The 24,666-nt window shown below is 69.8% G+C and carries 21 protein-coding genes and 1 pseudogene; 14 read left to right on the top strand and 8 right to left on the bottom strand.

The features are described from left to right. The first annotated feature begins 18 nt into the window (after nt 1-18). Nucleotides 19-573 (top strand): DUF4245 domain-containing protein, encoded by a 555-nt coding sequence (locus AB0I10_RS11350; protein ID WP_363152261.1) that lies wholly within the window; start codon nt 19-21, stop codon nt 571-573. A 104-nt stretch (nt 574-677) separates the two neighbouring features. Here AB0I10_RS11350 and AB0I10_RS11345 read toward each other — a convergent pair whose 3' ends face one another. The 4 genes from AB0I10_RS11345 to AB0I10_RS11330 form a co-directional block, all read right to left on the bottom strand. Next, the gene (locus tag AB0I10_RS11345; RefSeq protein ID WP_363152143.1) at nt 678-1,271 is read right to left on the bottom strand and encodes a malonic semialdehyde reductase; all 594 of its coding nucleotides are present in this window, start codon (nt 1,269-1,271) and stop codon (nt 678-680) included. A gap of 164 nt (nt 1,272-1,435) precedes the next feature. Then, nucleotides 1,436-1,750, bottom strand: coding sequence for an exodeoxyribonuclease VII small subunit (locus tag AB0I10_RS11340; protein WP_363152260.1), 315 nt, complete (start codon nt 1,748-1,750; stop codon nt 1,436-1,438). A gap of 34 nt (nt 1,751-1,784) precedes the next feature. After that, nucleotides 1,785-3,029, bottom strand: a complete 1,245-nt coding sequence (xseA, locus tag AB0I10_RS11335) for an exodeoxyribonuclease VII large subunit (RefSeq protein WP_363152142.1) — start codon at nt 3,027-3,029, stop codon at nt 1,785-1,787. A gap of 50 nt (nt 3,030-3,079) precedes the next feature. After that, the gene (locus AB0I10_RS11330; RefSeq protein WP_363152141.1) at nt 3,080-4,492 is read right to left on the bottom strand and encodes an APC family permease; all 1,413 of its coding nucleotides are present in this window, start codon (nt 4,490-4,492) and stop codon (nt 3,080-3,082) included. A 73-nt stretch (nt 4,493-4,565) separates the two neighbouring features. Here AB0I10_RS11330 and AB0I10_RS11325 point away from each other — a divergent pair, with 73 nt between their 5' ends. Beyond that, nucleotides 4,566-5,567: a 4-hydroxy-3-methylbut-2-enyl diphosphate reductase gene (locus tag AB0I10_RS11325; protein ID WP_363152140.1), complete on the top strand. Its 1,002-nt coding sequence runs from the start codon at nt 4,566-4,568 to the stop codon at nt 5,565-5,567. A 109-nt stretch (nt 5,568-5,676) separates the two neighbouring features. Beyond that, nucleotides 5,677-6,561 carry a polyphosphate--glucose phosphotransferase gene (gene ppgK, locus AB0I10_RS11320; protein WP_363152139.1) on the top strand — a complete coding sequence of 295 codons (885 nt, stop codon included), beginning with the start codon at nt 5,677-5,679 and terminating at the stop codon, nt 6,559-6,561. A gap of 58 nt (nt 6,562-6,619) precedes the next feature. Here ppgK and AB0I10_RS11315 read toward each other — a convergent pair. Next, nucleotides 6,620-6,913, bottom strand: a pseudogene (locus tag AB0I10_RS11315) (DUF6542 domain-containing protein); the annotation flags it as partial. Between the two features lie 495 nt (nt 6,914-7,408). On the opposite strand from AB0I10_RS11315, the gene ychF reads away from it, so the two are divergent. From ychF to AB0I10_RS11290, 5 genes are all read left to right on the top strand, one after another. After that, entirely contained in the window at nt 7,409-8,497 is a 1,089-nt protein-coding gene (ychF, locus tag AB0I10_RS11310; RefSeq protein WP_363152138.1) for a redox-regulated ATPase YchF, read from the top strand. Between the two features lie 386 nt (nt 8,498-8,883). Next, on the top strand, nt 8,884-9,231 hold the full coding sequence (locus AB0I10_RS11305) for a hypothetical protein (RefSeq protein WP_363152137.1): 348 nt from the start codon (nt 8,884-8,886) through the stop codon (nt 9,229-9,231). A gap of 62 nt (nt 9,232-9,293) precedes the next feature. Next, nucleotides 9,294-10,874 (top strand): hypothetical protein, encoded by a 1,581-nt coding sequence (locus tag AB0I10_RS11300; RefSeq protein WP_363152136.1) that lies wholly within the window; start codon nt 9,294-9,296, stop codon nt 10,872-10,874. Between the two features lie 90 nt (nt 10,875-10,964). Then, the gene (locus AB0I10_RS11295) at nt 10,965-12,332 is read left to right on the top strand and encodes a S8 family serine peptidase (RefSeq protein WP_363152135.1); all 1,368 of its coding nucleotides are present in this window, start codon (nt 10,965-10,967) and stop codon (nt 12,330-12,332) included. 532 nt (nt 12,333-12,864) lie between these two features. Continuing rightward, nucleotides 12,865-13,872 (top strand): alpha/beta hydrolase, encoded by a 1,008-nt coding sequence (locus AB0I10_RS11290; protein WP_363152133.1) that lies wholly within the window; start codon nt 12,865-12,867, stop codon nt 13,870-13,872. Nucleotides 13,873-13,966: 94 nt separating this feature from the next. Here AB0I10_RS11290 and AB0I10_RS11285 read toward each other — a convergent pair whose 3' ends face one another. Further along, nucleotides 13,967-14,542, bottom strand: coding sequence for a carboxymuconolactone decarboxylase family protein (locus AB0I10_RS11285; protein ID WP_363152132.1), 576 nt, complete (start codon nt 14,540-14,542; stop codon nt 13,967-13,969). A gap of 135 nt (nt 14,543-14,677) precedes the next feature. Next, the gene (locus AB0I10_RS11280; RefSeq protein WP_363152131.1) at nt 14,678-15,445 is read right to left on the bottom strand and encodes a PIG-L deacetylase family protein; all 768 of its coding nucleotides are present in this window, start codon (nt 15,443-15,445) and stop codon (nt 14,678-14,680) included. A gap of 279 nt (nt 15,446-15,724) precedes the next feature. Between AB0I10_RS11280 and AB0I10_RS11275 the strand changes: the two genes are divergently transcribed. The 6 genes from AB0I10_RS11275 to AB0I10_RS11250 all read left to right on the top strand — a co-directional run bounded on the left by AB0I10_RS11275 (nt 15,725) and on the right by AB0I10_RS11250 (nt 23,005). Further along, nucleotides 15,725-16,477 carry a GntR family transcriptional regulator gene (locus AB0I10_RS11275; RefSeq protein WP_363152130.1) on the top strand — a complete coding sequence of 251 codons (753 nt, stop codon included), beginning with the start codon at nt 15,725-15,727 and terminating at the stop codon, nt 16,475-16,477. 365 nt (nt 16,478-16,842) lie between these two features. Next, nucleotides 16,843-18,558: an APC family permease gene (locus AB0I10_RS11270; RefSeq protein WP_363152129.1), complete on the top strand. Its 1,716-nt coding sequence runs from the start codon at nt 16,843-16,845 to the stop codon at nt 18,556-18,558. 212 nt (nt 18,559-18,770) lie between these two features. After that, on the top strand, nt 18,771-18,950 hold the full coding sequence (locus AB0I10_RS11265) for an SPOR domain-containing protein (protein WP_363152128.1): 180 nt from the start codon (nt 18,771-18,773) through the stop codon (nt 18,948-18,950). A gap of 181 nt (nt 18,951-19,131) precedes the next feature. Then, a complete protein-coding gene (locus AB0I10_RS11260; protein WP_363152127.1) occupies nt 19,132-19,554 on the top strand; it encodes a (deoxy)nucleoside triphosphate pyrophosphohydrolase in 423 nt (140 codons plus the stop codon). Between the two features lie 227 nt (nt 19,555-19,781). Then, nucleotides 19,782-20,168 carry an ATP-binding protein gene (locus tag AB0I10_RS11255; protein WP_363152259.1) on the top strand — a complete coding sequence of 129 codons (387 nt, stop codon included), beginning with the start codon at nt 19,782-19,784 and terminating at the stop codon, nt 20,166-20,168. Nucleotides 20,169-20,338: 170 nt separating this feature from the next. Next, nucleotides 20,339-23,005, top strand: coding sequence for a SpoIIE family protein phosphatase (locus AB0I10_RS11250; RefSeq protein ID WP_363152258.1), 2,667 nt, complete (start codon nt 20,339-20,341; stop codon nt 23,003-23,005). Between the two features lie 25 nt (nt 23,006-23,030). Here AB0I10_RS11250 and AB0I10_RS11245 read toward each other — a convergent pair whose 3' ends face one another. Continuing rightward, nucleotides 23,031-24,305, bottom strand: coding sequence for an amidohydrolase family protein (locus AB0I10_RS11245; protein WP_363152126.1), 1,275 nt, complete (start codon nt 24,303-24,305; stop codon nt 23,031-23,033). Nucleotides 24,306-24,666: the final 361 nt, after the last annotated feature.

Genomic DNA, 24,666 nt, shown 5'->3' with positions numbered 1-24,666 from the left:
CATAGGGGCGTGGCAGGTATGCGAGGCAGGCAAACGGTGCGGGACATGGTCCTGTCGCTGGCGGTGATCGGCGTTCTCGTCGGGGCGATCTATGTGTTCATCCCGCACGACGACAGCCGGAGCGCCGAGAGGAACGCGGTCAAGACGGTCGACTACCGGCTGGAGGCCACCATGGCCCGGCGCGCGGCGCCGTACCCGGTGGCCGTGCCCAAGGGGCTGCCGAAGACCTGGCGCGCGACCTCCGTCTCGTACAAGGCGAGCAACGACGGCAAGGGCGGCGCCTGGCATCTGGGCATGCTCGACCCGGAGCAGGAGTACGCGGCGGTCGAGCAGAGCGATGCGCCCGCGCGCGAGTTCATCAAGGACGTGACGCTGGGCGCGGCGAAGGCCGAGGGCAAGCAGGCGGTCGCCAGCAAGAAGTGGGACCGGTACAAGGGCGACACGTACAACGCCCTGGTCCGCGAGGAGTCGGGGGTGACGACGGTCGTCACCGGCACCGCGCCGTTCGGCCGGCTCGCGGAGCTGGCCGCCTCGCTGGAGACGAAGAAGGGCCCGGAAGAGAAGAAGGGCTGAGGCCCGCAGGGCGGAATTCGCGACGAGGCCGCCGCACCCGGGATGGGTGCGGCGGCCTCGTCGTCGTACGGGGGCCGGCTCGGCGCCGGCGCGGACGGTGTGGCTCAGACGGTGGTGGCGGCCTCGTCGAACTCCAGGCGCGGCGAGCGCGGGAAGAAGGCGTCGGTGCCCGGCTTGCCGAGGTTGATGACGAGGAAGGACTTCTGCTTGCCGTCGCCGAAGAATTCCTTGTCGATGCCGGTGAAGTCGAAGCCGGTCATGGGGCCGGCGGCCAGGCCGGCGGCGCGGATACCGAGGATGAAGTAGCCGGCCTGCAGGGTGGCGTTCTGGGTGCCGGCGGCCTCGCGGGCGGCGAGCTCGGAGAAGAAGGCGTCCTTCACGGTCGGCATCGCCGGGAAGAGCCGCGGCAGCTTCTCGTGGAAGTCCAGGTCGACGGAGAGGATGACGGTCAGCGGTGCGGACTGCGTCTTCGGGCCGTTGGCGCCCATGGCGTGGTTGACCAGACGCCGGCGGGCGTCCTCGGAACGGACCAGGGTGATCCGCAGCGGCGACTGGTTGAAGGCGGTCGGGGCGTACTTCACCAGGTCGTAGATGGCCTGGACCTGCTCGTCCGTCACCGGCTCGTCCGTGAACGTGTTGGCGGTCTGGGCCTCACGGAAGAGGAGGTCCTGAGCGGCGGCGTCAAGGGCGAGAGACATAGGGGCACCTCGTGGTCGGCGGGGCTATCGCGGGGGTACTGCGGAGCGTCACTGCTGTGACTACGAGATCCACAGTAGCGGAAGTGTATTAACTTTCAACTAAATGCGGGGCGATGTGAGCCGCTTCACAGTGCTTCACCGCGCTTCACATGGAATGTCCGCGCCTACGCGCGCCCCGCCACCGCGTCCGGCCCCTCCTGCGGCTCCGCCAGCGCCGCGTCCAGCCGCGCCCGCGCGCCCTCCAGCCAGCGGCGGCAGACCTTCGCCAGCTGCTCACCGCGCTCCCACAGGGCGAGCGACTCCTCCAGCGTCGTGCCGCCCGCCTCCAGGCTGCGGACGACCTCGATCAGCTCGTCCCGCGCCTGCTCATAGCCGAGCGTGGAGTCCACCGGCGTCACTCCCGTCTCCGCGGCGGCTTCCGCGGCGGTCTCCGTGTCGCCGGCCACCCCGGCCGCCGTCCCGCGCTCCGCGTCCGCCATGCCGTCCGTCTTCGCCTTCGCCATATCTCCCACCCTAAGCGGGGGGTGTGACAGCGCCGGGCCGTCCCGGCCCCCCGTCCACCCGCACCCGGAACTCGCCCTCGGCCACCCTGGCCCGCAACTCCTCGTCCCCGCTGACCTCTTCCGGTGAGCGCACCGCCGCCCCGTCCGGCTTCTGCAGCACCGCATAGCCGCGCTCCAGCGTCGCCTTGGGGGACAGCGCGACCACCCGCGCGAGGGTGTGCGTCAGCTCCGAATCCGCCCGGTCGAGCAGATGCCCCAGCGTCCGCCGGCCGCGCTCCAGCAGCGCCGTGATCTGCTCCTCGCGCTCCTCCACCATCCGCTGCGGCCGCTGTATCGACGGGCGGTGCAGCGCTGCTGCCAGCCCGCGCTCCTCCCGCTCCAGGAAGCCGCTGACCGCGCGCCGCGCCCGCTCCCGCAGCTGCTGGACCCGGGCCAGCTCCTCGCCCACGTCCGGCACGACCTTCTTCGCGGCGTCCGTGGGCGTCGAAGCCCGCAGGTCGGCGACGAGATCCAGCAGCGGGGAGTCCGGCTCATGGCCGATCGCGGAGACGACGGGCGTACGCGCCGCCCCGACGGCCCGTACGAGCTGCTCGTCCGAGAACGGCAGCAGATCCTCCACACTGCCGCCGCCGCGGGCCACGATGATCACGTCGACCTCGGGCAGCGCGTCCAGCTCCTGGACCGCCTCGATCACCTTCGGCACCGCATGCACTCCCTGCACCGGCACATTGCGCACCTCGAAGCGGACGGCCGGCCAGCGGTGCCGGGCGTTCTCCAGTACGTCCCGCTCCGCGGCGCTCGCACGGCCGCAGACCAGCCCGATCAGCTGCGGCAGGAACGGCAGCGGCTTCTTGCGGTCCGCCGCGAACAGCCCCTCCGCCGCCAGCGACTTCTTCAACTGCTCCAGTCTGGCGAGGAGTTCACCGACCCCGACCGGTTTGATCTCGGCGGCCCGCAGTGACAGCTGGCCGCGCGGGGCGTACCACTCCGGCTTGGCGTGCACCACCACCCGGGCGCCCTCGCCCACCACCTCGGCGACCTTGTCGAAGACCTGGCGGTAGCACGTCACGCTCACCGAGATGTCGTACGACGGATCACGCAGCGTCAGAAAGACCACGCCCGCGCCGGGCCGCCGCGAGAGCTGGGTGATCTGCCCCTCGACCCATACCGCGCCGAGACGGTCGATCCACCCGCCGATGAGCCGGGACACCTCGCCGACCGGGATCGGCGTTTCCGGGGACGTTGAGACAGCCATACGAGCGAGGGTATCGGCGGGCACCGACAGTGCCCGCCGGACGCCGGACCTCAGTCCGGCGTGCCGGCCCGCCGCGCCCGGTACTGAAGTGCCAGTACAGCCAGGCCGACGACCAGCCAGACCGCGCCGATCACCTGGGCGGTGGGTGAGGCCGCCACGATGACGGCCACGACCACCGCCAGGCCCAGCAGCGGGACGATCACATGGGCCAGTAGGTTCGGCGACTCGGCGTGCCCGCGGATCCGGAACCAGCCGATCACCGAGGCGTGCAGCAGGCCGAAGGCGGTCAGCGCGCCGACGTTCACGATCGAGGACAGCTGGTCCAGGCCGTCGTCCCGGCGCGCCGCCCAGACGGCCGCGACGAGCGTCACCAGGGCCGCGCCCAGCAGCGCCCGCCGCGGCACCCCGCTCCCCGCGTCGACCTTCGACATCGCCCCGGGCAGCCGCCGGTCCCGTGCCATCGCGAAGAGCAGTCGCCCGGCCGCGGCCTGTCCGGCCAGCGCCGCGAACGCCGCCCCGATCGCCTTGCTCGCCGCGACCAGCTTCTGCAGCCACTCACCCACGGCGTCGTCGGCCGTCGTATAGAAGGCGTCGCCCTGCCCGCCCGGCTGGGCCGCCAGCTCCGCCGCCGACATCGGCGCCAGCAGCGCCGCCAGATACGACTGGACGACGAACAGCACACCGGCCACCACCAGGCAGGTGATGACGGCGCGCGCCACCCGCTGCGAACCTCCGGCCGACTCCTCCGCGAACGACGCGATCGCGTCGAAGCCCAGGAACGAGAGCACCGCGACCGACACCGCCGCCAGCACCGCGGTCATCGAGAAGGCGCCCTCACCCGTGAGCGGCGTCGCCCAGCCCCGCTGGGCCCCGTCCGTGACCAGCACGCACACCGCCGCCACGACGAACACCACGAGCACCGCGATCTCCATGGCCAGCACCAGGAAGCCCACCACGGCCGCGGTCCGTACGCCCCACAGGTTCAGCAGCGTGGTGACGACGACCGCGATCACCGTCCACACCCACTGGTGCACCGACGGCACCAGGGAGTGCAGCGCGATCCCCGAGAAGAGATAGGCGACGGCCGGGATCAGCAGATAGTCGAGCATCGCCATCCAGCCCGCGACAAAGCCCGCGCCCTCGCCCAGGCCCACCCTGGCGTAGGTGAAGACCGAACCGGCCTGCGGCGCGACCCGCACCATCTGCGCATACGAGTACGCGGTGAAGGCCATGGCGAGGGTCGCGACGATGTAGACGGTCGCGATCGCGCCGTGCGACTTCGCCTCCAGCGTCCCGAAGATGCCGACCGGCGCCATCGGGGCGATGAACAGCAGCCCGTAGACGATCAGATCCCGGAATGTCAGCGTCCGCCGCAGCGATCCGGCGTCTGCGGCGGTGCTTCCGCCCCCGCCGCCCACCGTGCCGCCATCCGTTGTGCCTGTTGCGCCGACCGTCCCCGGCATTCCGCCTCCTTCGTACGTTCTTCAACAGTCTGGGTCACCGGGCGATCTTTGGACGTCCGGGCGCGGCCTTACGATGGGACGCATGACTGCCCACCCGTCGCCCGCCACCGCCCGCAAGGTCCTGCTCGCAGCCCCCCGTGGCTACTGCGCGGGCGTGGACCGTGCCGTGATCGCCGTCGAGAAAGCCCTGGAGCAGTACGGCGCGCCCGTGTACGTACGGCACGAGATCGTGCACAACAAGTACGTCGTGAAAACCCTGGAGAAGAAGGGCGCGATCTTCGTCGACGAGACGGAAGAGGTGCCCGAGGGCAACATCGTCATCTTCTCGGCGCACGGCGTCGCCCCCGTCGTCCACGACGAGGCCAAGCGCGGCAAGCTCGCCACCATCGACGCCACCTGCCCGCTGGTCACCAAGGTCCACAAGGAAGCCGTCCGGTTCGCCAACGAGGACTATGACATCCTCCTGATCGGCCACGAGGGCCACGAAGAGGTCATCGGCACCAGCGGCGAGGCCCCCGACCACATCACCCTGGTCGACGGCCCCGAGGACGTCGCCAATGTCGAGGTCCGCGACCCGGACAAGGTCGTCTGGCTCTCCCAGACCACGCTCTCCGTCGACGAGACCATGGAGACCGTCGACGCCCTCAAGGGCCGCTACCCCAACCTCCTCTCGCCGCCGAGCGACGACATCTGCTACGCCACCCAGAACCGCCAGATCGCGGTGAAGCAGATGGGCGCCGAGGCCGATCTCGTCATCGTCGTCGGCTCCAAGAACTCCTCGAACTCGGTCCGCCTCGTCGAGGTCGCCCTCGGTGCCGGCGCGCGTGACGCCCACCTGGTCGACTACGCCGAGGAGATCGACGAGGCCTGGCTGGAGGGCGTCGGCACGGTCGGCGTCACCTCCGGCGCGTCCGTCCCGGAGATCCTCGTCCACGGCGTCCTGGACTGGCTCGCCCAGCGCGGCTACGAGGACGTCGAGACCATCACGGCCGCCGAGGAGTCCATCGCCTTCTCGCTGCCGAAGGAACTCCGCCGCGACCTGCGCGCCGAGGCGAAGGCAGCCGTCGAGGGCTGACCCGTCGAGGACCGAGGCAGCGACGAGGACGGGAAGAGGACGGGGCGGGGAGCCGGGAGAAGTGGGCATCCCGGGGGCGATCGGCCGGGTCGCCGCCTAGCCTTTTCCCATGAGGGTCTTCGGTGTGGACATCGGCGGATCGGGCATCAAAGGTGCCCCGGTGGATCTGGAACGCGGCGACCTCGCCGACGACCGCTACAAGGTGCTGACCCCGCAGCCGGCCACCCCGGATGCGGTCGCGGACTGCGTCAAGCAGGTCGTGGACCACTTCGGGTGGTCCGGGCCGGTCGGTGTGACGTTCCCCGGCGTGGTCACCGACGGTACGACCCGCACGGCCGCCAATGTCGACAAGCACTGGATCGACACGGCCGCCGGCGCGTTGCTCACCACCCGGCTCGGCGGCGGATCGGGCCGCCGTCCGGTGACGCTCCTCAACGACGCGGACGCGGCCGGCCTGGCCGAAATGCGCTTCGGCGCGGGCCGCGGCCGCACCGGCACCGTCATCATGCTCACCTTCGGCACCGGCATCGGCAGCGCCGTCTTCACCGGCGGCCGGCTGGTCCCCAACACCGAGCTCGGCCACCTGGAACTGCACGGTCACGACGCCGAGAAGCGCGCCTCGACCAGGGCCAAAGAGGACGAGGACCTGAGCTGGCAGCAGTGGGCGCACCGGGTCCGGAAGTACCTCGCCCATGTGGAGATGCTCTTCTCGCCCGAGCTGTTCGTGATCGGCGGCGGGGTGAGCCGCAAGGCGCACAAGTTCCTGCCGCTGATCGAGGGCATCAGGGCCGAGATCGTGCCGGCGCAGCTTCAGAACAACGCGGGGATTGTGGGTGCCGCGATGGCTGCCCAGGCCGCTCGGGCGGGTGGGCCGCCGACCGCGGACGGTTCCCCGCCGGCTGCCGCGCCTGCGCCGCAGCCCGGTTCCGTGACGGCCCGGGGCGCGCGCTCAGTGGTGGACTCACCTGTGGGATGGCCCGACGCTGCGAGCTGAGCACCGCCTTGCGGAACAGCGCGAACAGCGCGCACACCAGGGTGCCGGCGTAGAGCCAGTCCGCGTTCAGCGCGAGGACCGTGAAGAGCCCCATCAGCATTCCGTCGAACCCCTCCGTGCCGCGGTGGATCGGCAGCGCCCCGAGGGCGAACGCGATCGGCAGCGCGATCGGCGCGGTGATCAGGTCGTACGGCCGTACCCACACCGCCGCGCACACGCTGACCAGCAGGAAGAACACGCCGTACGGGGTCTGCGCGCCGCCGAGCAGCAGCCGGTCCAGGAACGCGAACGCGAGCAGCGCGAGGGTGCCGAGCAGCCAGCAGCCGAGGCCGGTCAGTTTGGCGGCCGGCATCCGGTGCAGCAGACGGGCCACGCAGGCCGGCGCGGCGGGCAGCGGGCGCGGCCGCTTCCGGGCGCGGTACACGGTCGCCGTCTCGCCGCGGACCAGACCCGCGTACGGCCCCGGCCAGGGCGTCCGCTCGACGCCGTCGGGGGCGGCGGCCTCCGCGGGGCGCGGGAGCCGGGAGTTCCGGTCCGCCGCCGGACTGCCTTTCGGCGACGGACTGTACTGGGGCGTGCGCGCTTCGTGTTGCTCCACTCGCCAACGGTAGGCCGCTAAGTGGGATTAATAGGTCGCAGGACACGCGCTTTGGGTGAGCTTGAGGCTCCGTTCGGTGTACGGGGTGGCGTGTTGCGCCCCGCCGCCCGGCGAGGCCTTTCCGTCCCCTCCCCGTAGACTGGTGGATCGGCCCTCAGGTCCTCTCCTGTTTCTCTTCTTTCCTCAACAGGACGGACCGGATGGAGCCGCCCTCCGCCGTCCACCACCTCGCTCCGGGAAGTCGCCACCGTGTCGCTCACGATCGGAATCGTCGGTCTGCCGAATGTCGGCAAGTCGACCCTGTTCAATGCCCTGACCAAGAACGACGTGCTGGCGGCCAACTACCCGTTCGCCACCATCGAGCCGAACGTCGGCGTCGTCGGCGTCCCGGACCCGCGTCTGGCCACCCTCGCCGGGATCTTCGGCTCGCAGAAGATCCTCCCCGCGACCGTCGACTTCGTGGACATCGCGGGCATCGTCCGCGGCGCCTCCGAGGGCGAGGGCCTGGGCAACAAGTTCCTCGCGAACATCCGCGAGTCCGACGCGATCTGCCAGGTAATCCGCGCCTTCAAGGACGAGAACGTGGTCCACGTCGACGGCAAGGTCTCGCCCAAGGACGACATCGAGACCATCAACACCGAGCTGATCCTCGCCGACCTCCAGACGATCGAGAAGGTCCTGCCGCGCCTCCAGAAGGAGTCGCGCATCAAGAAGGACATCGCGCCCAAGGTGGCGGCCGTCGAGGCGGCCAAGGAGATCCTGGAGAAGGGCGACACGCTCTTCTCGGCGGGCATCGTCCAGGGCTCCGGCAACGAAGAGCTCCTGCACGACCTCCACCTCCTGACGACCAAGCCCTTCCTCTACGTCTTCAACGTCGACGAGGACGAGCTGACGGACGACGACTTCAAGGCCGAGCAGCGCTCCCTGGTCGCCCCCGCCGAGGCGATCTTCCTCAACGCCAAGCTGGAAGCGGACCTCGCCGAGCTCGACGACGACGAGGCCCTGGAGCTGCTCCAGTCCGTCGGCCAGGACGAGCCGGGCCTGGCGACCCTCGCCCACGTCGGCTTCAACACCCTCGGCCTGCAGACGTATCTGACGGCCGGCCCCAAGGAAACCCGTGCCTGGACCATCAAGAAGGGCGCCACCGCCCCCGAGGCCGCCGGTGTCATCCACACCGACTTCCAGAAGGGCTTCATCAAGGCCGAGGTCATCTCCTTCGCCGACCTCGTCGAAACCGGCTCGGTGGCCGACGCCCGCGCGGCGGGCAAGGCGCGCATGGAGGGCAAGGAGTATGTGATGCAGGACGGGGATGTGGTCGAGTTCCGGTTCAACGTGTAGCCGGTGCCGTAGCGCCACTTCGCTGATCTAGCGGAATACAGGTCAGAAGGGGTCCACTCCTCCGGGGGTGGGCCCCTGAGTTTTTGCGCGCCATCAACGGCTTTTGCGCGCCATCAACGCCTTCAGATTCGCCATCCGCCGCGGCTCGCTCATCCCCAACACCCCTGTCGGCACGGGGGAGAAGACGTCGAATCAGCCCACCCGCACTTATACCGACCCGCTCCCCGCCCACACTGCGAACCACGCCTCACTCAGCAGAGATGCACTCGGTAGGCTAATGATCATGGCGGGCGACCTGCTCGCAGTCGGCATGGCCGTGGGCCCGGCTGTTGCCACCGCGACCCGTTCCGCAACACTTCACGCAAACTCAGGGGGTAAAGCCATCAATGGCTGACGAGTACAAGGTCGATCTCGACCGGCTGGATGAGGTGGTGAGGAAGCTCAACGGCATCACCAATGACATGCAGTGCACGAAGGGCAAGGCGACGAGCAACACGTATTTGCCCCGCGGGGCGCTCGGCGAGAAGTTCGACGAAGAAGATGAGCTTCGGCAGAAGCATGAGGCCCTGAAGGACTACATAGAGAATCAGATCCTCAAGAAGCTTGAGTCCTTCATCAAGGACCTCACCAAGAAGACAGCTGCAACCCACGGCCGTTACCAGGACAAGGAGCAAGAGACGGCCAACGCCATGAAACAGGGCCGCCGTCACGACGCGCCCCTCAACATGAGTTGAGCGGGTGGCGAAGTGTCAGGAACAGTGGGATGCGGAATCGGGGGTAGCCGACAGTGTCGGAAATGAATCAAATAGCGATCAACAATATGAAAGACGGGATCGGCGTAAATGCTGAGTTCAACTCAAAGCTAAAGGTCGCCCAATACGCGTCGGAGCAGCCGTCCACAGAGCAGCACACCAGCAAGTTCTGGAAGAAGACGCTCCCCGAGCTCAAGGCCATGGTGGCGGGGTCCAGCCCCTCTACCGTGCGGAGCGTGGGTGAGGCATGGATCGACGTGGGTCACGACCTGGACGGCGGTTCAAACGGCTTCATAGACCAAATGACAGAGGGCGTGGTCGAGTCCGTCCTTAAGTCGATGGGTTCCGGCGGCGGAATCAAGGGCACGTTCGACCGTGCCATCGCAGAAGTCCGGGAACACTGGGACGGCAAGGCGGCCCAGATGTTTGAAGCCAGGGCTCGCGAAATCAGCAAGAACATCTCCCACGCCGCGGAGTGGGCGCGCGCAGCCGGCAATACCCTGGTCTCGGCCGGTGATGCGCTGGAGGCCTACGGCCCGTACGTCATGTCCATCGAGGAGCCGAGCGGCTGGGACAGCGGCACGGACCGGGTCGGTGACGAGGTGAAATCCTTCTTCGGCGGCGGTGACGCACGAGATGACTCGGTCGCTCTAGCCTCGCTCGAACAGGGCATATCGACGAGCAAGGTACTGGAGAACACCGGCAGTTCGTTGTCGGCGGGCCGGGAGGCGCAACTCCGCGGCGCGATTGCGATGGAGTACCTGGGGGCGGCGTACAACACGGTGGGCAAGTCGATGCCTACTGTGCCTACGCCTGGGAGGCCTGGGGGGCCTGAGAAAAGACGGGACGACTGGGGTGGGGATCGGCCCGACGGCGACGGAAGGCCGCCTGGAGGGGTCCATCCTCCGCTGCCCCCGTCCATCACCAGCCCCCGGCCCACGACTCCGGGTGGTGTAACACCTGGTGGGAAGGGTCCGGGCTACACCTCTCCAGTGCCGCTTCCCGCACCCAATCCGGGCGGTATCAACGGTGGTGGCGGCAGCACCCGTCCCCAACCGGCAGGACCGGCCATGCCGTCGGTGAGGACCGGCCTTGAGGGACTCACCGGCGGTGGCGGCCTCGGTGCAGGCGGTGGAGGCGGCGGCGCCGGACTGGGCGGTGGCTCGGTAGGCGCGGGGTCTGGTGGCCCTGGAGGTGGCAGCGGCGGAGGTTCTGGAACGCCTGGGATGCCGGGCGGGATGGGAGCCGGGGCAGGGGCCGGGGCAGGAACCGGTCGCGGCGGCATGTCCGGAATGGGCGGAGGCGCAGGAGCCGGCGCCGGTGCAGGAAAGGCCGGTGGCGCCGGCCGTGGCAGTGCAATGGCTCGCCAGCGTGGCGGAGTCGCAGGCGCTGCGAAGGGAGCGCCCGGGGCTGGAGCGCAGGGCGGTTCGGGACTGCATCGCAGCCGGGGAGGCACCCAGGCCGGCAAGTCAAGTGGTCGTGGCGGAATGGCGGGGGCTCCGGGCGCGCCTGCCGCGAACGGCAGAAAAAACGCGAACGGCGGCGGTAATCGCCCTGACTACCTCGTGGAAGAAGAGGAGACATGGATAAAGCAACGTAATGTGGCTCCTCGTGTCATCGAGTAGTTAGCTGCCGAGTGCAGTCGGTGGAAACGACTTGGGGCCCGCAGTCTTCGGGCTGCGGGCCCCAATCTTTTGGGGAGAGGTAGTTAGAGCATGAGCTTCGCGTGCAGGCTGCGTGCGTTGGGCGGCACGGTTTTGGTCGGAGCGCTGCTCTTCGGAACCGCGCCGGTTGCTTCGGCAGACCAGGTCAGAGACGCACAGTGGCCCCTGAAGGCCTTCAAATCCGAAGAGATGGCGAAGATATCCACGGGGAAAGGCATAACCGTTGCCGTCATTGATGACGGCGTGAATGGTAGTCACCCAGATCTTGAGGGAAACGTTCTACCGGGAAAGGACTTCACTAGCGACGGACCTGCTGACGAGGAATCAAAGAATAATCACGGTACGTCGATGAGTGGGGCCATCGCTGGGCACGGGCATGGGCCGGGTGGCTCTTCGGGCATCAAGGGGCTGGCTCCAAGTGCGAAGATTCTCCCCCTTAAATGGTCGGACATGAACGGTGGCGAATCGGCGGATTCTGATTCCTATGCCGAACCTTTGCGATATGCCGTGGACCACGGAGCGAAGATCGTCAACATGTCGTTTGGTGGTCCGAGTATTACCGACGAGGAGAAGGAGGCGATCGCCTACGCGGTAAAACACGATGTTCTTCTCGTGGCGGCCGCGGGTAACGAAGGCGACACCAGCCTTGGCTACCCTGCCTCCGCCCCCGGCGTCCTTACCGTGGGCGCTGTAGGGTCGGACGGGAAGGTCTGGGAGAAGTCCAATTACGGCCCGCAGGTTCTTTTGACGGCACCCGGAGTGCGCATCCGGTCGGCAGGTGTCACCTCCCCGTACGGCTATGGGGACGGTACGTCCGATGCAGCCGCCTATGTCTCCGGCGCCGCAGCCCTGATCCGCGCGAAGTTCCCTAAACTGTCTGCAGGTCAGGTGACGAATCGTCTGACGAAGACGGCGCTCCTTCCCCCAGGTTCAGGCGTCGCCAAAGTCCCGGACGAGCATTACGGCTACGGCCTCATCCGCCCGCTCCGCGCCCTGAAGGAGAGCATCCCGGCCGGCCCGAAGAACGGGCCGCTCACGATGCCTGAGGGCGCGCCGTCCTCCCCGGAAACGGATGTACCCGCCGACTCCAACGGCTCCGACGGTGCCAACACCCCTGGCAACGGCAATCAGCAGGCCGGGAGTAAGGACGAGGGCCTGAGCCCCGTCGTCATCGTTTCCATCGCCGTGGGCGTCCTCGCCGTCGCCGCTCTCGTCATCGGCCTCGTCGTGGCTTCCAAGCGTAAGAACGACGGCAACGGCCCGCCCCCCAGTGCCTTCCCGCCCCCCGGTGCCCCCGGCAGCTTCCCGCCTCCCGGTGTCACCCCCGGCTACCCGCCCCAGCCCAACCTCTACCAGCAGCCCCCCACTTCCCCCGGCTACTACCCGCCCGGCCCCCCGACCCAGCCCCCGGGACGGTAGTCGGCACCCTCCGTGAACTGAGACCCGCGGTCCGGGACCGACGTCCCGAACCGCGGGTTCTTGCTGTCCAAGAAGAGGAGCGAGACGTCGAGGACGAGCGGGGCGCGGAGGAGGAACGGGGCGTCACGGAGGAACGGGGGGCTGACGCCAAGCCGAGATCCGAGGGCGCCGAGCAGCCGGGGCAACGGGAACTCGCCGGCCGGTTCAGGCACCAGGGGCGGTCAGCCGAACGCGACGAGAGCGAAGTAGCTGACGACCCACAGCACGGCGAGCGCCGCGACCGCGCCGAGCGCGCCGATTCCGAGGACAACGGCCTTTGCTCCCGGGGTATTTGCCATGGCCCCATGATGCTCCCGCCTGTGCCCGGCGTGTCCGGCGGGGTGCCGGCCGTCGCACGTTCAGCCGCACGAATCCCGCCACGGACACCTGGCGGTCGGGAGAAGGCGTTAGTTCATTATCCGGCAGATCGGGGGCCGCCCGCATCCGCTTCGCGGACGATCTTGAAAGGGATTTGTGGCCCTAGCGTTTAGGCATGACGGGAAATACGGGCAAAGACGTGGTGTGTGAGGCGGGCGACGGCGTGGAGCTGGCCGTCCGGGATCACGGCGGGGACGGCGCCGCGGTGTTGTTGCTGCACGGTGCCGGACGGACGCTGATGGATTGGGAGCTGGTCGCGCCCCTGCTTGCCGAGCGGCACCGGGTGGTGGCGATGGATCTGCGGGGGCACGGGCGGTCCGGGGACGGGCCGTGGACCTTCGACGCCGTGCTCGGGGACGTCACGGCGGTACTGGAGCGGCAGGGGATCCCGGACGCCGTCGTGGTCGGGCACTCGCTGGGAGGGATGATCGCCGCCCTGTGCCTGGAGCACAACGAACGCACGCCCGCGGCGGTGAATCTGGACGGCCACGGGATGGGGCGGCCCGATCAGTACCTGGGGCTGGACCGTACATATGTCGAACAACGCCTCGCGGAGGCAAGGGAGTTCGCTGAGGAGGCGGGCGGGCGGACCTTTGCCGCCGAGGCGTTGGACGGAGTGCTGGGCTACCAGGCGGCCATGGCGGAGCAGTTGGGGATACCGATGGCCCTGATGGAGGCCGGGGCGCGACGGTCACTGGGGGAGACGGCGGACGGGCAGCTGTACCTGCGGCCGGGGCGGCAGCACGCACAGGAGATGCAGGCGGCCATCGCGGGCCTCGACCTCTTCGCGCTCTACCGGCGGGTCTCCCGTCCCCTGCTGATCGCGCGGGCGTTGCGCCCCAATCCGTTGGTGCCCGGCATGCCGGAGTGGTTCGACGAGCTGATGGCGGCGTATGTGGCGGGGCTCCGACGGGATCTCGGCGAACTGGCGCGGACGCAGTCGCACATCACCGTCGCGGGGGTGGACGGCACCCACGCGATGGTGATGGAGCGGCCGGAGGAGATAGCCGCTCTGGTGGCTGGATTCGTGGCGGGGGACGAGTTCGTGGCGGGAGGCGAGTTCGTGGCGGGAGGCGAGTTCGTGGCGGAGGACGAGTTCGTGGCGGGGGACGTGCCTGCCTGACAACGAAACACCGACCCATGGGCCCGGTACGCGCACCCCGCGTACCGAGCCCTCGTCGTGCCGTGGCCTGGTCACCTGATTCGCCGGACCGGCCCTAGGACAGGCCCTGGCCGGCCGTGGTCGGCGGAATCGCGCACGTATCGGAGAACCCCTGGCTGCGCAGGCCCATCGCGCTGTTCAGCCGCGACCGCAGATTCTCCACCGCCACCATCGTCGTCAGCTCGACGAACGCCGCATCGCCCAGCCGGCTCCGCAGACTCTCGGCCAGTTCGTCGGTGACCGCGGGGGGCGTTTCCGTCATGGCCTCTGCGTACTCCATGACGAGCCGCTCCACCTCGGTGAACGACTCCTTGTGCGAGCGCCACTCGGGCACTTTGCTGATCTTCTCCAACGGCAGCCCGAGCCGGTCCGCCTCCCAGTGGCCGAAGTCCATGCACCACGAGCAGCCGATCTTCGCCGCCGAAACCATCTGCGCCAGATGCTTCAGCGTCGGGTCCAGCGCCTTCCACCGCCCCACCTTCATCTCGAAGGCGAAGTACGCCCGCAGAATCTTCGGGTGGTGAGCGAGCACCAGCGCGGGCTCCATGACCTTCCCGTACGCCCGGCGGGAATACCACTCCCCCAGTCGCAGGGTGAGTGTGCGCCGCGGGGTGAGAGAAATCCGTGCCATGGCAGTGCCTCCTCGTACAAGCAGGTCGGAGCGGCTTCGGTAGCCGCCTCACTCCCTTGACGAGCAGGCACCGACAGATGTGACATCGGCGCCGCGGACCCGGCCCCGACCCATCGGAAAGGCCCTAGCGGGGCCCTAGCGGGGGAAGAGCTGGAAGAGCGTGGCGGGGCGTCCCCGGTAGCGTTCGCCGCCGGCCCGCAGCATCGGCTCGATGAAGTTGCGGGCGTAGGTGTGCGGGTCCTGCTCGGCGGCGCCCAGGCCCTTGATGTACGCCTCGTGCGCGGCGAGCGAGGCGACCGCGCGGTCGATTCCCGGGCCGACCTCGGCGGCGTGCGTGGGGTAGGGGGAGCCGGCCACGGCCACCCAGCGGACGCCGTTCCAGGGCTCCAGGCCCTGCTCGTCGGTGAGCTCGGGGAAGATCCAGCGGTTGCCCGCGTCGCCCGCCGCGTCCAGGACGGCGCGGCCGACCGCCCGGTGGTCGGGGCTGTTCCAGCTGACGCCGCCCCACGTGTCGTGGTGGTTGAGGGTGATCAGCAGCTCGGGGCGGTGGCGGCGGATGGCCGCGGAGAGATCCCGGCGCAGCGCCGGACCGGCCTCGATGACGCCGTCGTGGTGGTCGAGGAACTCGACGGTATCGACGCCGACGAGCGCCGAGCCGGCCACCTGCTCGGCTTCGCGGATCGGGGCGCACTCGGCGGGGGCGAGCCCGTCGATGCCGGCTTCGCCGCGGGTGACCAGGAGATAGCTGACCTCGCGCCCCGCGGCGGTCCATTCGGCGATCGCCGCAGCGGCGCCGTATTCGAGGTCGTCGGGGTGGGCGACGACGGCGAGGGCGCGCTGCCAGTCCTCGGGCATGGGGGAGAGCGGGCTCTCGGCCGGCGGTGTGCTGGATGCTTCGGGCATGTTTCGATCTTGGCATGTCCCCGGGTCGTACACCCGGTGTTCTGAAAGACCGCGCATACGAGGGCGCATAAGGGCGCGCAAGGGGCGCAGAGGGCGGACGGAACGCGGACTGCGGGGCGTGAGCGGGCGGGGCGGGTGCGGTTTCGCCCGCTCCTGCCTTGATCTGTATATCGGTTGAGCTGGGATTCGTAACTTCGGGTGAATCACTGGCCGAAGGTTGCGGGCGACAACGCGCGGTTGCCACGCTGTTGCTGACTGTCAAGCTGTTGGGAGGGGCACGTGCCTTTCGGTGAGCAGCCCGCGTACCTCCGCGTCGCCGGCGACCTGCGTCAGAAGATCGTCGACGGGGTGCTCCAACCGCACACCCGCCTTCCCTCCCAGGCCCGCATCCGCGAGCAATACGGCGTCTCCGACACCGTCGCCCTGGAAGCGCGCAAGGTCCTGATGGCCGAAGGGCTGGTCGAGGGCCGCTCGGGCTCCGGTACTTACGTACGCGCCCAGCCCGTCCCACGCCGTATCGCCCGCGCCGGCTACCACTCGGGCGTCGCCTCCACCCCGTTCCGGCAGGAGCAGACGGACGAGCGGGTGAAGGGCACCTGGGAGTCCAGCAGCGGGCAGGAGACGGCCAGTTCGGCGCTCGCGGCCCGGCTGCGCATCCCGGCGGGCGCCCGGGTCATGCGCACCCGCTACCTCTTCCGCGCCGAGGGTGAGCCGTCGATGCTCTCCACGTCCTGGGAACCGCTGGAGGTCACCGGGCGGACCCCCGTGATGCTGCCGGAGGAGGGGCCGCTGGCCGGGCGCGGGGTGGTCGAGCGGATGGCGGCCATCGATGTCGTGGTGGACAACGTCGTCGAGGAGGTCGGGGCGCGCCCCGGGCTGGCCGAGGAGGCCATGGCGCTGGGCGGGGTGCCGGGGCATGCGGTCCTGGTCATCTCGCGTACGTACTTCGCCGGCGGACGGCCCGTCGAGACGGCCGATGTCGTCACGCTCGCGGACCGCCACCGGGTGACGTATCACCTGCCGGTGAAGTAGCCGGTGGAGTAGCCGGTCCGTAGCCGGTAACCGAGAGGGCCCGGCGCTCGGCAGTGGGTACGGCGGTCGTTCGTCTCCCACGCGCCGCGCTGTCGTCTCCCACCCGCCACCCCAACTCCCCATCCCGGCAACCTCCCCGCCTTCTGCGCGCCCGGTATGGATGATTCCGCACCCATCGCAACCCTCACTCATCTGTCCCATTTGTGGGGATTTCTCCGTGAATGGCATGCGGATCTTGATGTTGGAAACCTCACAGACCCTCAGCTGGGCGGGACTTTTGGCCGCGGGTGGGAAAGCGATCTTCGGATTCGCTCTTACGATGGCGAAGTTTGTGCACGGACCGGGGAAGACCAGGAGACCAGCACGTGAGCACGACGAAAACGCAGGATGCGGAGCAGGGTTCGCATTCGAATTACCGCCGGTCCCTCGGGACCATTGCCCTGACCGCCACGGGTCTCGGGTCCATCATCGGCTCCGGCTGGCTCTTCGGGGCCGAGCGGGCCGCCGCCATCGCCGGACCGGCCGCGATCCTCGCCTGGGTCATCGGCGCGGCGGTCGCGCTCACCATCGCGCTCACCTACACCGAGCTCGGCTCGATGTTCCCGAAGGCCGGCGGCATGGTCCGCTACGGCCAGTACTCGCACGGCTCGCTGGCCGGCTACCTCGCGGCCTGGGCCAACTGGATCGCGATCGTCTCGGTCATCCCGGGCGAGGCCACCGCCTCCGTCCAGTACATGAGCTCCTGGAAGTTCGGCTGGGCGCAGGAGCTGTACGACGGCAAGGAGCTGACCGGCACCGGCGTCGCACTCGCCAGCGTCCTGCTGGTCTTCTACTTCTTCCTGAACTGGTTCGCGATCTCGCTGTTCGCGAAGACCAACACCGCGATCACGGTCTTCAAGGTCGTCGTCCCGGTCATGACCGCGGGCGCGCTGATGCTGGCGCACTTCGACACCGGCAACATCACCGACCACGGCGGCTTCACGCCCAACGGCTGGAGCTCGGTCTTCACCGCCGTCGCGGTCTCCGGCATCGTCTGGGCCTACAACGGTTTCCAGTCCCCGCTGAACCTCGCCGGCGAGGCCCGTAACCCCGGCAAGTCGCTGCCCAAGGCCGTCATCTGGTCGATCGTGATCGCGCTGGTCATCTACGTCGCCCTCCAGGTCGCGTTCCTGATGGCGGTCCCCGGCGACAAGCTGGGCAGCGCCGGTTGGGCCGGGCTCGGCTACAACTCCCCGCTGGCCGACCTCGCGGTGGCCTGGGGCCTGAACTGGCTGGCCCTGCTGCTGTACGCGGACGCGTTCGTCTCGCCGTCCGGCACCGGCATGATCTACGCCGCCACCACCTCGCGCATGATCCACGGTGTGCAGGAGAACGGCCATCTGCCCGGCGTCTTCGGCCGCGTCGACAAGAAGACCGGTGTGCCGCGTCCGGCGCTGCTGCTCAACCTCGCGATCGCCTTCCTCTTCCTCGCGGTGTTCCGCGGCTGGGGCTCGCTCGCCGAGATCGTCTCGGTCGCCACGGTGATCTCGTACATCACCGGGCCGATCGCGGTGATGTCGCTGCGCCGGCTGTCGCCGGACCTCAAGCGCCCGGTGAAGCTGCGGGCGATGCCGGTCATCGCACCGGTCGCGATGATCTTCGGTTCGCTGGTCCTGTACTGGGGCCGCTGGCCGCTGACCGGCAAGGTCATCCTGATCATGGCCGTCGGGCTGCCGGTCTGGGCCTGGTACGAGATCGGCAAGCCGCTGAGCCAGGGCCGCAAGCCGTGGGGCGAGCTGGCCCCGCACCTCAAGGCCGGTGCCTGGATGGTGGCGTATCTGCTGGTCATGGCCGCTGTTTCGTACGCGGGCGGCAAGGAGTTCGGCGGCCGGGGCTATGTGCCCCAGGGCTGGGACCTCCTCCTGGTCGCGTTGATCGGCCTGGCCTTCTACTACTGGGGCGTGCGCAGCTCCTGGCGTAACCCGTCGCTGATCAAGGCCGAGGCGGAAATCGCGGCCGCCGCAGACGACGCCGCGGACGAGTCGGCGCAGCCGGTGGCGGACCGCCGCTCGGACGACGACAAGGCACCCGTCGGGGCCTGACCCGGCGGACGCATAACCGCTTCAAACCGGCCACTCGCGGGCCTCTCCCGGTAATTCGGGTTCCGCGGGTGGCCGGTTCAGTACCTCTTTGTGTAAATCCATATCCGGTGAGTGAAGGTCGGGCGTACGCTCGGGCATATGCGGATTGCGATTTCGGCATCAGCACAGGAAGGGCGCGTAGCGGCGCGCTGCGCGGCGGACGGAGGGGCCCGATGACCGACAGTGGAGGCGTCCTGCCCTGGTTGGTCATCCGCCAGGACGAAGGCGGCAACCGCTACCGCGTCGGCCGTTATGCCACCCGAGCGGAGGCGGAGCGGGTGGCCGACCGGCTGGATTCCCATAGCCACCAGCAGCTTTACGTGGTCGAGAAGGTCGGGCGGGCGGTGGGTTGAGGCCGTCGGGCGGTGGGTTGAGGCTGTAGGGCGGTGGGTTGAGGGGTGTCGGGCGGTGGGTTGAGCGCTGCCGGGTGGTGGGTTGAGGCCGCCGGGCGGTGGGTTGAGCGCCGGTCGGCCGGCGGGCTGAGCGGCCGGGAGCGAGAAGCGCGAGGCGGGCGGGGGACGTAGGCTGCCGCGCATGACGACCATGCGTGTAGTGGTGGGCGGAGCGGTGCTCGACCGGGGGCGGCTGCTGGCCGCACGGCGCAGCGCACCGCCGGCCCTGGCCGGCCGCTGGGAACTGCCCGGCGGCAAGGTGGAGGACGGGGAGACGCCCGAGCAGGCGCTGGTGCGCGAGCTGCGCGAGGAGCTGGGCGTCGAAGCCGGAGCCCTGGAGCGGATTCCGGGGGAGTGGGTGCTGCGGCCCGGCTATGTGCTGCGCGTGTGGACGGCGCGGCTGGTGTCCGGTGTGCCGCGGCCGCTGCAGGATCACGATGAGCTGCGCTGGCTGCTTCCCGAGGAGGAGCAGCAGGTCGACTGGCTCGATCAGGACCGCCCGGCGGTCGCCGAGGTGATGCGCCGGCTGGCGGCGACGGCGGGGGTGGAGGGCGCGCGACCCTGAGCCGCGCCGCCCTGTACCGCTCGTAGCGCGGAGATGCTCCATTTGTGCCACAGTGCACGCTTGAAGGCGATACTCGGGCCCCGTTATCGGGTATGTCCTGATTAGCCCCTTTCGAAGCGGCTAATCGACGGGGGACCCCATCGGGCTGGGAAGTGATCGGCGTGAGCGACAGCGCAGCGGCAGGGGTCCCCGAGTCGGCCTCCAGCGCAGTCCGCCGGCGCGGCAGGATCTCCGGATCACCCATCGCCGAATGGAGCTTTCCGGCCGATCCGGGCGCGGTACGCACCGCCCGCTCCCGGGTGCGCGAGGTGCTGTCCGACTGGGGGCTCGACGGCGCCGTCGATGTGGCCGTCCTGCTCGTCAGCGAACTCGTCACCAACTCCCTGCGCTACGCCAGCGGCCCCATCGGCGTCCGTATGGTGCTGCTCAGCACCGGCGGGCTGCTCGTCGAGGTGTCCGATCCGCTGCCCGATCCGCCGCAGGAACGTAACGCCACCCCCGATGACGAGGGCGGCCGCGGATTGCAGCTGGTGGCGTGCAGTTCGCGGCGCTGGGGCACCCGCCGGGGAAAGAGTGGCAAGACAGTGTGGTTCGAGCTGTCGGTGGCTGGTTAGGAGACGGGTGGAGGCCTGATCGTTGCCATTTCATCGACATTTTGTAGATGGACTGCGATCGAGACTGTGCTGTGATCGTGAAGACCGTGTTCCGGATAGCCGAGGTGCTGGATACTCGGCGTGTCCGGTCCGGGCACGATGAGCTGGAGGGGACGGGGCTCGTGAGCGAGATGTCATCTGGCGGGGCAGGACCCGCGCAGTCCGATGGTCAGGGCGGTGCCGACGGCCCTGGTGACCCAGGGAACGCGCACGGGCCGCACGGTCTGCCCGTCTGGCAGAGCAGCCGGCCCGGATCGATCTACGACTACATCCGCGTCGCCTCCTTCTCGCTCGGCGCCGACGGACGGATCGACCAATGGAGCGAGCGGGCCGCGGAGATGCTCGGCATCCCCGCCCGCTACGCCATCGGCAAGGACCCCATCGAGGCGTTCGTCCCCCGTGAACTCCGCGCGACCGGACGCCGCAAGGTGTCCGAGATCCTCGACGGCCGGGAATGGACCGGCCTGGTGCCCTACCGCAGGGAAGCGGGCGGCGCCGCCGACGGACTCGCCGAGATCTATGTGATGCCGTCCGAGACGGAGGACGGCGAGCGCGCCGCGGTCTGTCTCGTCGTCGACGTCCGGGCGCTGCGCGGCATCGAGACCGACCTGGCGGCCTCTCAGGCCGTATTCGGTCAATCCCCCATGGGATTCACCCTGTTCGGCACGGACCTGAAGCTGCTGCGCGTCAACGAACGGTTCGCCACCGTCTTCGGCGGCCCGGCCGCCAAGTACCGCGGCGGCACCCCGTACGACTTCCTGCCGCGCCCCGAGGCCGAGCGGATGACCGCAGCGCTGCGCCGGGTGCTGGAAACCGGCCAGCCGGTCACCGAGATGCAGGTGGTCGGTCTGCTGCCCGGCGACGAGGAGGACCGCCGCCGCTGGTCCGTGTCGCTCTACCGGCTGCACGGCGCCAGCGGCCGCCCCATCGGCGTCGCGGCCCTCGCCTCGGACGTGACCGGCAGACGCCGGGCCGAGCGCGAGGCCGCCAACGCCCGCCGCAACCTCGCGCTGCTCAACGAGGCCGGCGCCCGGATAGGCAACTCCCTCGACCTGGAGACCACCGCCCGCACCCTCCTGGACGTCGCCGTCCCGCAGTTCTGCGACCTGGCCTCGGTGGACCTCTACCAGGGCCTGCTGGCCGGCGACGAAGCCCCGCCCGGCATGACCGACGGCAGCGCGGAGCTCCGCCGCGTCGCCTTCGCCAGCGCCGTCTCCGACGCCCCGCTCGCCACCTCCACCTGCTGCGTCCCCGACGACGGGCCGGGCCCCGTCGCCGTCGGCGCCGTCCACCGCTACCCCTTCAACTCCCCCTGCGCGGGCGCCCTCCGGACCGCCCAGGCGCAGATAATCCCGGGCCGGGAGAGCGACGACGGACCGGAGCTCGGCGCCGTGGTGCACTCCACCCTCGCCGTCCCGATGGTCGCCAGGGACACCGTCGTCGGCCTGGTGCAGTTCTCCCGCACGAAGGGCAGCGAACCGTTCGGCGAGCGCGACACGGCGCTGGCCGTCGAACTGGCCGCGCGCGCCGCGGTCTGCATCGACAACGCCCGCCTCTACCGCCGCGAACACGAACGCGCGCTGATCCTGCAGCGCAGCCTCCTCCCGCCCGGCGACCCGGAGGCCGCCGGACTCGACATCGCCTGCCGCTACCTGCCCGGCACCACCGCCACCGAGGTCGGCGGGGACTGGTTCGACGTCATCGAACTGCCCGGCCACCGCACGGCGCTGGTCGTCGGCGACGTCATGGGCCGCGGACTGCGCGCCGCCGTCGCCATGGGCGAACTCCGCACCGCCGTAAGGACGTTGGCGCTGCTGGACCTGGAGCCCGCCGAGGTGCTCTCGGCGCTGGACGAGATCGCCCGCGGGCTCGGCGGCACCGGCGACGGCCGCACGACCCGGGGCCAGCGCAGCCGCCCCGGCGCCGCCGCCGCTCCCCCCGAGCCGGGCCGCTCGGCCCGTACCGCCGACCTCTCCGAGGTCTACCTCGCCACCTGCGTCTACGCCGTCTACGACCCGGTCACCCGGCGCTGTACGTTCGCCAATGCCGGGCATCTGCCGCCGGTGCTGGTCGAGGACGGCGAGGACGCGCTGCTGCTCGACGTACCGCCGGGGATGCCGCTCGGCGTCGGCGGTGAACCCTTCGAGGAGATCGAGGTCGATCTGCCGGACGGCGCGCTGCTCGCGCTCTACACCGACGGCCTGGTGGAGTCCCGCGACCATCCGCTGGACGAGGGGCTGCAGGCGTTCCGGCTGGCGCTCTCGGACGCCGACCGCCCTCTGGAGGACGCCTGCGACCACGTCCTCAGCGCCCTGGACACCTCGCACGGCGAGGACGACATCGCGCTGTTGATGGCCCGGGTGCACGGCCTGCCCAAGGACGCGGTGGGCGACTGGAACCTGGTGTCCGAGCCCCGCTCGGTCTCCCGCGCCCGCGAGCTGGCCCGTGAGCAGCTCACCGACTGGGGCCTGGAAGCGTTGGTCGACACCACGGAACTGCTGGTCAGCGAGCTGGTGACCAATGCCCTGCGGCACGGCCACGGCGAGATCCGGCTGCGGCTGCTGCTGGACCGGACGCTGGTCTGCGAGGTGTGGGACGCCGACCTCGCCCAGCCGCGCCGGCGCCGCGCCCGGGACACCGACGAGGGCGGCCGCGGCCTTCAGCTGGTCGGTCTGCTCAGCGCGGGCTGGGGCAGCCGCCGCACCCCGCGCGGCAAGACCGTCTGGTTCGAACTCGCCCTGCCGGACGGCGAGTCGGAGCCGGTGGACGCGGCGGAAGCGCTGCTGAGCATGTTCTGAGGCGGGACACCCGCCCAGGGGCCGGTCAGGCGGCGGCGCGCAGGTGCGCCGCCGCCCGCTCCGCCTCGCGCACCACCCGCGCGGTGTCCACATGCACCAGCTCACCGCGGGACTTCCGCACATGGCCGTCGACGAAGACGTCACTCACGTTGGGCGGCTGGCCGTTGAGCACGATCTGACTGGTCCAGTCGAAGCGCGGGGCGAAGTTGAGGGTGCCGGGGTCGAGGACGATGACATCGGCGCGCTTGCCCGGTGTCAGCGAGCCGATCCGGTCCGCCATCCCCACGCACTCCGCGCCGCCCAGCGTCGCCATCCGCAGCACCGCCGGGATCGTCGGATGGACCGCGGCGTCCTCGTGCCGTGCCCGCTGGAGCCCGACGGCCGCCTTCATCAGGCCGAACATGTCCGAGGTGTCGTTCGTCCCGCCGTCGTGGCCCAGCCCGGCCCGCACCCCGCGCCGGTGCAGCGCGGGCAGCGGCGCGATACCGGAGGCCAGCCGCATATTGCTGAGCGGACAGTGCGCCACCCGTACGTCGTGCTCGCCGGTCAGCGCGATCTCGTCGTCGGTGAGATGGACCGCATGGTTCATCAGCAGGCCGGGACCGAACGCGCCGACGGTGCGCAGCGCGCGGATCGGGTCGTCCTTGCGGTCGTCGCGCTGTTCCAGGACATGCGAGTTGAGCATCACGCCCAGGTCGCGGGCGGTCTCGTACAGCAGGCGCAGATGCTTGACGGTGGACATCTCCGCATGCACCGCCACCTGTAGCGAGGCCAGCGGCAGCGGGTCCAGGAGCTCCTTCTTGGCCCGGGGGACGAGGGCACGGTCGGCGGAGCTCTGCGCCATCGCGTAGACGAACCGCAGCCCCGCGTCGTCCAGCGCGCGGACATAGCGCTCGGTGGTGCCGTACGGGACCGGGTGCACCCAGTCGACGACGGTGGTGACGCCCGTCTGGAGGGCGTCGAGGGCGGCGAGGTGGACGAAGCGGTACATGTCCTGGGCGTCGATCTTCGGCAGGTTCGCACGGTTGCAGGCGGCCAGCCAGCCGTTGACGTCCTGGGCGGAGCAGCCGCCGCGGATGCTGGACTGCCACAGGTGGTTGTGCAGGTCCACGAAGCCCGGCAGTACGAGCTTGCCGCCGGCGTCCACCACCCGGGCGCCGGGCGGCACGGCCAGCCCGCGTCCCACGGCGGCGATGGTGCCGTCCCGCATCAGGACATCGACGCCGCCCTCCAACGTGCCCAGCTCCCCGGCGCCCACCTCGGGGTCCATGGTGAGGACGAGGTCCGCACCGCGGAGCACCGTCGTTCGTCTCCCGCCCGGTGGCTGGTCCGGTCTCTCGTGCCGCTCGTGGCCCGTGACGGGCGCGCACGCTGCCAACGGAACGCTCCCGATCCCCGCAAGCACCTTGCGCCGGCTGATCCTCGGAAACTTCATTCCGTTTGTATACCGCGCCCTCGGGACGACGCCCCAAGGCGGCTTCAAGCCAACTGAGGGAACGTCACATATCGCTGAACCGGACCCGCTTCGAAGAAATCCGGATCCTCCTCCGGGTAGCGATCTCATTCCTCCGGGTAGGGATTGGTGTGGGGCGCTGCGGGCCCGTACGGGATGTCCCGACTGATCGACACCACGGAGATGTATCTCCGCACCGTCCTCGAAT

The organism is Streptomyces sp. NPDC050636 (assembly GCF_040654775.1).
Classification (GTDB): Bacteria; Actinomycetota; Actinomycetes; order Streptomycetales; family Streptomycetaceae; genus Streptomyces.
The sequence above is the reverse complement of the archived record's forward strand: the minus strand, read 5'-3'. Positions and strand labels throughout refer to the sequence as shown.